This is a genomic window from Klebsiella sp. 10982, assembly GCF_048589245.1.
Lineage (GTDB): Bacteria > Pseudomonadota > Gammaproteobacteria > Enterobacterales > Enterobacteriaceae > Klebsiella > Klebsiella quasivariicola.
This window is the reverse complement of record NZ_JBMAXV010000080.1, coordinates 1-7,598: the sequence shown is the minus strand read 5'-3', so window position 1 is coordinate 7,598 and position 7,598 is coordinate 1. Positions and strand designations below refer to the sequence as shown.

The window sequence follows — 7,598 nt, the reverse complement described above, 5'->3', positions numbered from 1 at the left end:
CCTGGCACGGCTGGGACGGAAGTCGCTGTCGCTCTCAAAATCGGTGGAGCTGCATGACAAAGTCATTGGGCATTATCTGAACATAAAACACTATCAATAAGTTGGAGTCATTACCCTTTTTTCAACTTCTGATGGATGCGAGTGATTGAACTCATACATTAATGTTTTCCCACGAAGTCTTTTTTCAGGTAAGCCTTCGCACATATCGGTAAATAGCTTGCCTGCTTTTATTTTTTCTGTCATCGACATGTTCATTTTTAACATTCCGTCCTGATAAGTTGGTCGGATAAGGCGCTCGCGCCGTATCCGACATTAATTTCTTAAGCGACTTCATTCACCTGGCGACGCAGCAGAGAAAGTGGGCCGGGGCCGCTAAGCGTGAACACGGAAATTAAGGTGAAGCCCAGCGCCACCAGACCCAGCACCAGGTAAGCGCCCTGGAAACCGATGCTTTCATACATATTGCCCGCCAGAATAGACATAAAAATCATCGCCAGTTGCTTAAAGAAGCAGAAACAGACCAGATAAATCGTCGCTGAAAAACGCACTTCAAACTGGCTGGTAATATATTTAAAGCAGCCCACCAGCAGGAACGGTACTTCAAACATATGCAGCGTTTTCAGAATAACCACTTCCAGTGCTGAGGTAGCGAACGATGAGCCAATAATACGTACTGACATAATAGTGCCAGCCAGCAGCAGGGCGTTTTTCCCACCGATGCGATTAATGATCAGTGGCGCAAAAAACATAATCGAGGCGTTAAGTAATTCGCCCATTGTCGTTACGTAGCCAAATACCCGCGTACCCTGTTCACCGGTAGCAAAGAACGAAGTAAAGAAATTAGCAAACTGTTGGTCAAAAACATCGTAGGTGCAGGAAACGCCAATAACATACAGTGACAAAAACCACAGTTTTGGCTGTCTGAACAGTTCCAGCGCCAGCTTAAGGCTAAATGCCGAATGGTTGGCACCTACCGCATTGGCAACCGTGGCAGAAGAGGGCGCATCCGTTTTGGCGAAAAAGAGTAAAACGGCGAGGATGAATGCACAGCCAGAACCCAGCCAGAAAACAAACTGATTATTGATGGTGAACATGATGCCGACAATCGAGGCACACAGCGCCCAGCCAACACAGCCAAACATCCGCGCGCGACCATATTCGAAATTACTGCGACGGCTGACTTTCTCGATAAATGCCTCTACTGCTGGCGCACCGGCGTTAAAACAAAAGCCTAGATAAATACCACCAACAATCGATCCTACTAAAATGTTGTATTGTAACAGTGGCCCGAAGATAAAAATAAAGAACGGCGCAAACATCACTAACATGCCGGTAATAATCCACAGCAGGTATTTGCGCAGCCCGAGTTTGTCAGAAAGCAGACCAAACAGCGGTTGGAATAATAGCGAGAACAGAGAAATAGCGGCAAAAATAATACCCGTATCACTTTTGCTGATATGGTTGATGTCATGTAGCCAAATCGGGAAAAACGGGAAGTAGGCTCCCATGATAAAAAAGTAAAAGAAAAAGAATAAACCGAACATCCAAAAGTTTGTGTTTTTTAAATAGTACATAATGGATTTCCTTACGCGAAATACGGGCAGACATGGCCTGCCCGGTTATTATTATTTTTGACACCAGAGCAACTGGTAATGGTAGCTACCGGCGCTAAGGTGGAATTCCGCCGACACTGACGGGCTCCAGGAGTCGTCGCCACCAATCCCCATATGGAAACCGTCGATATTCAGCCATGTGCCTTCTTCCGCGTGCAGCAGATGGCGATGGCTGGTTTCCATCAGTTGCTGTTGACTGTAGCGGCTGATGTTGAACTGGAAGTCGCCGCGCCACTGGTGTGGGCCATAATTCAATTCGCGCGTCCCGCAGCGCAGACCGTTTTCGCTCGGGAAGACGTACGGGGTATACATGTCTGACAATGGCAGATCCCAGCGGTCAAAACAGGCCGCAGTAAGGCGGTCGGGATAGTTTTCTTGCGGCCCTAATCCGAGCCAGTTTACCCGCTCTGCTACCTGCGCCAGCTGGCAGGTCAGGCCAATCCGCGCCGGATGTGGCGTATTGCTCGCCACTTCAACACCAACGGTAATCGCCATTTGACCACTTCCATCAATCCGGTAGGTTTTCCGGCTGATAAATAAGGTTTTCCCCTGATGCTGCCACGCGTGGACCGTGGTAATCAGCACCGCCTCGGCAAGCGTATCTGCCGTGCACTGCAACAACGCTGCTTCGGCCTGGTAATGGCCCGCCGCCTTCCAGCGTTCGACCCAGGCGTTAGGGTCAATGCGGGTCGCTTCACTTACGCCAATGTCGTTATCCAGCGGTGCGCGGGTGAACTGATCGCGCAGCGGCGTCAGCAGTTGTTTTTTATCGCCAATCCACATCTGTGAAAGAAAGCCTGACTGGCGGTTAAATTGCCAACGCTTATTATCCAGCTCGATGCAAAAATCCGTTTCGCTGGTGGTCAGTTGCGGGATGGCGTGGGGCGCGGAGGGGAGTGTCACGCTGAGGTTTTCCGCCAGACGCCACTGCTGCCAGGCGCTGATGTGTCCGGCTGCTGACCATGTGGTCGCGTTCGGTTGCACTACGTGAACCGTTAGCCAGAGTTGTCCGGCGCTCTTCGGCTGCGGTAGTCCAGGCAGTTCAATCAACTGTTTACCTTGTGGAGCGACATCCAGAGGCACTTCACCGCTTGCCAGCGGCTTGCCATCCAGCGCCACCATCCAGTGCAGGAGCTCGTTATCGCTATGACGGAACAGGTATTCGCTGGTCACTTCGATGGTTCGCCCGGATAAACTGAACTGGAAAAACTGCTGCTGGTGTTTTGCTTCCGTCAGCGCCGGATGCGGCGTGCGGTCGGCAAAGACCAGACCGTTCATGCAGAACTGGCGATCATTCGGCGTATCGCCAAAATCACCGCCGTAAGCCGACCACGGATTGCCATTTTCATCATATTTAATCAGCGACTGATCCACCCAGTCCCAGACGAAGCCGCCCTGTAAACGGGGGTACTGACGAAACGCCTGCCAGTATTTAGCGAAGCCGCCAAGACTGTTACCCATCGCGTGGGCGTATTCGCAAAGGATCAGCGGGCGCGTCTCTCCAGGCAACGAAAGCCATTTTTTGATGGACCATTTCGGCACAGCCGGGAAGGGCTGGTCTTCATCCACGCGCGCGTACATCGGGCAAATAATATCGGTTGCGAAGGTGTCGGCTCCGCCGCCTTCATACTGTACCGGGCGGGAAGGATCGACAGATTTGATCCAGCGATAGAGTGCGTCGTGATTAGCGCCGTGGCCTGATTCATTCCCCAGCGACCAGATGATCACACTCGGGTGATTACGATCGCGCTGCACCATTCGCGTTACGCGTTCGCTCATCGCGGGTAGCCAGCGCGGATCATCGGTCAGACGATTCATTGGCACCATGCCGTGGGTTTCAATGTTGGCTTCATCCACCACATACAGGCCGTAGTGGTCGCACAGCGTGTACCACAGCGGATGGTTCGGATAATGCGAACAGCGCACGGCGTTAAAGTTGTTCTGCTTCATCAGCAGGATATCCTGCACCATCGTCTGCTCATCCATGACCTGACCATGCAGAGGATGATGCTCGTGACGGTTAACGCCGCGAATCAGCAACGGCTTGCCGTTCAGCAGCAGCAGACCATTTTCAATCCGCACCTCGCGGAAACCGACATCGCAGGCTTCTGCTTCAATCAGCGTGCCGTCGGCGGTGTGCAGTTCAACCACCGCACGATAGAGATTCGGGATTTCGGCGCTCCACAGTTTCGGGTTTTCGACGTTCAGACGTAGGGTGACGTGATCGGCATAACCACCACGCTCATCGATAATTTCACCGCCGAAAGGCGCGGTGCCGCTGGCGACCTGCGTTTCACCCTGCCACAAAGAAACCGTCACCCGCAGCTCATCGCGCAGCTTGCCGTACATCTGAACGTCTGCCTCCAGTACAGCGCGGCTGAAATCATCATTAAAGTGAGTGGCTACATGGAAATCGCTGATTTGCGTGCTCGGTTTATGCAGCAACGAGACGTCACGGAAAATGCCGCTCATCCGCCACATATCCTGATCTTCCAGATAACTGCCGTCACTCCAGCGCAGCACCATCACCGCGAGGCGGTTTTCTCCGGCGTGTAAAAATGCGCTCAGGTCAAATTCAGACGGCAAACGACTGTCCTGTCCGTAACCGACCCAGCGCCCGTTGCACCACAAATGAAACGCCGAGTTAACACCATCAAAAATAATTCGCGTCTGGCCTTCCTGTAGCCAGCTTTCATCAACATTAAATGTGAGCGAGTAACAACCCGTCGGATTCTCCGTGGGAACATACGGCGGATTGACCGCAATGGGATAGGTCACGTTGGTGTAGATAGGCGCATCGTAACCGTGCATCTGCCAGTTTGAGGGGACGATGACAGTATCGGCGTCAGGAAGATCGCGCTCCAGCCAGCTTTCTGGTACCGCTTCTGGTGCCGGAAACCAGGCAAAGCGCCATTCACCATTCAGGCTGCGCGACTCTTGGGAAGGGCGATCGGTGCGAGCCTCTTCGCTATTACGCCAGCTGGCGAAAGGGGGATGTGCCGCAAGGCGATTAAGTTGGGTAACGCCAGGGTTTTCCCAGTCACGACGTTGTAATACGACGGCCAGTGAATCCGTAATCATTGTCATAGTTGTATCCTGCGTGAATTGTTATCCGCTCACATTTTCGCATAACATACGAGCCGGACACATAGAGTGTAAAGCCTGGGGTGCCTAATGAGTGAGCTGACTCACATTAATTGCGTTGCGCTCACTGCCCGCTTTCAAGTCGGGAAACTTGTCGTGCCAGCTGCATTAAGGAATCTGCCAACGTGCGGAGAGAGGTGGTTTGCGTATTGGGCGGTAGGGTGGTTTTTCTTTTCACCAGTGAGACGGGCAACAGCTGATTGCTCTTCAGCGCCTGGCCCTGAGAGAGTTTCAGCAAGCGGTCCACGCTGGTTTGCCCCAGCAGGCGAAAATCCTGTTTGATGGTGGTTAACGGCGGGATATAACACGAGCTGTCTTCGGTATCGTCGTATCCCACTACCGAGATATCCGCACCAACGCGCAACCCGGACTCGGTAATGGCGCGCATTGCGCCCAGCGCCATCTGATCGTTGGCAACCAGCATCGCAGTGGGAACGATGCCCTCATTTAGCATTTGCATGGTTTGTTGAAAACCGGACATGGCACTCCAGTCGCCTTCCCGTTCCGCTATCGGATGAATTTGATTGCGAGTGAGATATTTATGCCAGCCCGCCAGACGCAGACGCGCCGAGACAGAACTTAATGGGCCCGCTAACAGCGCGATTTGCTGGTGACCCAATGCGACCAGATGCTCCACGCCCAGTCGCGTACCGTCTTCATGGGAGAAAATAATACTGTTGATGGGAGTCTGGTCAGAGACATCAAGAAATAACGCCGGAACATTAGCGCAGGCAGCTTCCACAGCAATGGCATCCTGGTCATCCAGCGGATAGTTAATGATCAGCCCACTGACGCGTTGCGCGAGAAGATTGTGCACCGCCGCTTTACAGGCTTCGACGCCGCTTCGTTCTACCATCGACACCACCACGCTGGCACCCAGTTGATCGGCGCGAGATTTAATCGCCGCGACAATTTGCGACGGCGCGTGCAGGGCCAGACTGGAGGTAGCAACGCCAATCAGCAACGACTGTTTCCCCGCCAGTTGTTGTGCCACGCGGTTGGGAATGTAGTTCAGCTGCGCCATCGCCGCTTCCACCTTTTCCCGCGTTTTCGCAGAGACGTGGCTGGCCTGGTTCACCACGCGGGAAACGGTCTGATAAGAGACACCGGCATACTCTGCGACATCGTATAGCGTTACTGGTTTCACATTTACCACCCTGAATTGACTCTCTTCGGGTGCTATCATGCCATACCACGAAATGTTTTGCGCCATTCGGAGGGGGCACGCCGAAGTGAGATTCAAAATGCCGACGTCAGTTCACAGGTGGGTAATGATACCAACGTGTTGATTTCGTATTTTCACTGACACCAGGATCATCCTGATGTTACAAGGATTGAATGACTACAGATTAAAATAGTCATCAACAGGTTGACAGCATTACCCAGCGCCCGCTTTCCGCGTATTTTTCGATTTGCACTGCCGGGGGCACTGGCGGGTATCGCGTTCCGCACACTTTTACATTTATTTATCTGGTGACTGACCTTTTTAAGGAGACAGAATGAAAGCCGTTGGTTTCTGGCAACCCGGGAAAGTACATCCGTTATTGAAGATTTGTCGCTTCCCCACCCATCCATGCCCAAGGGGCGTGATCTTTTGATCAGAGTCAGGGCGGTCGCGGTTAACCCACGGGACCTGAAAAGCCGGCGAAACATCAGTCCCTCTGCAGGCAATCCGGTAGTTATGGGATACGACGCTTCCGGTGTTGTTGAAGCAACCGGACCAGATGTGACGCTGTTCAGGCCAGGTGACCACGTTTTCTATGCCGGTGTGCTCGATCGCCAGGGAGCCAACGCAGAGTTTCAGCTGGTTGACGAACGCATTACGGGGATAAAGCCGGCAGCACTAAGTTTTGAAGCTGCAGCGTCGGTTCTTCTGACCGGTCTGACAGCCTGGGAAATGTTATTTGATCGTCTGCAGTTGTCAGTGAACGGAGATGCTGATCAGACCCTGTTGATGCTTGGCGGTGCGGGCGGAGTCCCTTGTATGGCTATACAGCTTGCCCGCACTCTGAGTCGGGTGAACATCATCGGGACTGCCTCCCGGCAGGAGAGTGTCAGAGCGGTTCGCGGGTTTGGTGCGCATTATGTCCTGGATCATTCATGTGCGCTTGCGCCACAGGTTGCCAGCCTTGCTGGACTCCCTCCCATTACCCGGATTTTCTCAACGTACACCACGCCATCTGCCTGGGAAAATATGGCCGAAATTATTGCCCCACAAGGCCGTATCGGACTCATCGACGACCCTGAACCACTGGATCTGCGTTTGATCAAATTTAAGAGCGTTTCTGTTCACTGGGAGGCAATGTTTACCCGCCCCATGCATGCTACTGCGGACATGTCTAAACAGCATGATATTCTTAATAAACTCTCATGCATGCTGGATTCCGGTAAGCTCAAACCTCCGTTGCTGGCAGAGTATGGCAGGCTGAATGCTAAAGCACTTCGCCGGGCTCATGAGGACATGGAAAATAAAAATGTGAACGGGAAAATTGTTTTTTCAGGGTTCTGATGAACAGGCCTGTCAGAGTAAAAAAAGATTCGGGTTCAGCACAATGCTGAATTCTGTCTGGCTATAGAGTAAGAATCGTACCGGAATTGAGCATTTACCCTCAGTACCTGCGGATGAAAAAGCAGTCTGCCCTGACATACTGAACAATCCCTTCTCATAAGATGCCTCTCTTTTGCTGTTTAAAGAGCTGAGCAGTCCGGGCGGAGACTGACCTCGTTCCGCTTTCCAAGCGACCCCCTTGTTGAAAGTGCGACAAAAGAGATAGGGCGAATGACTATACTTCGCTCATAGCTGCCCGCCATGCCAGCTCAAAAAACAGGCTTAACGTAGGA

4 protein-coding genes and 2 pseudogenes are annotated in these 7,598 nt (G+C 52.5%); 2 read left to right on the top strand and 4 right to left on the bottom strand.

Going from position 1 to position 7,598, the window contains the following annotated elements:
• Positions 1–100, top strand: a 100-nt coding sequence (locus ACKLKD_RS27125; protein ID WP_213760838.1) for an IS1 family transposase, incomplete at its 5' end; no start/stop codon positions are given.
• Positions 101–114: 14 nt separating this feature from the next.
• Here the strand turns inward: ACKLKD_RS27125 and ACKLKD_RS27120 are convergent.
• The 4 genes and pseudogenes from ACKLKD_RS27120 to lacI all read right to left on the bottom strand — a co-directional run.
• A pseudogene (locus ACKLKD_RS27120) lies at positions 115–255 on the bottom strand (maltose acetyltransferase domain-containing protein); the annotation flags it as partial.
• A gap of 65 nt (positions 256–320) precedes the next feature.
• Positions 321–1,574, bottom strand: coding sequence for a lactose permease (lacY, locus tag ACKLKD_RS27115; protein WP_003846917.1), 1,254 nt, complete (start codon positions 1,572–1,574; stop codon positions 321–323).
• 51 nt (positions 1,575–1,625) lie between these two features.
• Entirely contained in the window at positions 1,626–4,700 is a 3,075-nt protein-coding gene (gene lacZ, locus ACKLKD_RS27110; RefSeq protein WP_032413367.1) for a beta-galactosidase, read from the bottom strand.
• Between the two features lie 121 nt (positions 4,701–4,821).
• The gene (gene lacI / locus ACKLKD_RS27105; protein ID WP_032413365.1) at positions 4,822–5,904 is read right to left on the bottom strand and encodes a DNA-binding transcriptional repressor LacI; all 1,083 of its coding nucleotides are present in this window, start codon (positions 5,902–5,904) and stop codon (positions 4,822–4,824) included.
• Between the two features lie 352 nt (positions 5,905–6,256).
• Between lacI and ACKLKD_RS27100 the strand changes: the two are divergent.
• Positions 6,257–7,266: pseudogene (locus ACKLKD_RS27100) on the top strand (zinc-binding alcohol dehydrogenase family protein).
• The last annotated feature ends 332 nt before the right edge of the window (positions 7,267–7,598 follow it).

What these genes read in the sequence shown, in the direction of transcription:
- lacY (WP_003846917.1), bottom strand. Translation starts at nt 1,574, where the DNA reads ATGTACTATTTAAAAAACACAAACTTTTGGATGTTCGGTTTATTCTTT.
- lacZ (WP_032413367.1), bottom strand. Translation starts at nt 4,700, where the DNA reads ATGACAATGATTACGGATTCACTGGCCGTCGTATTACAACGTCGTGAC.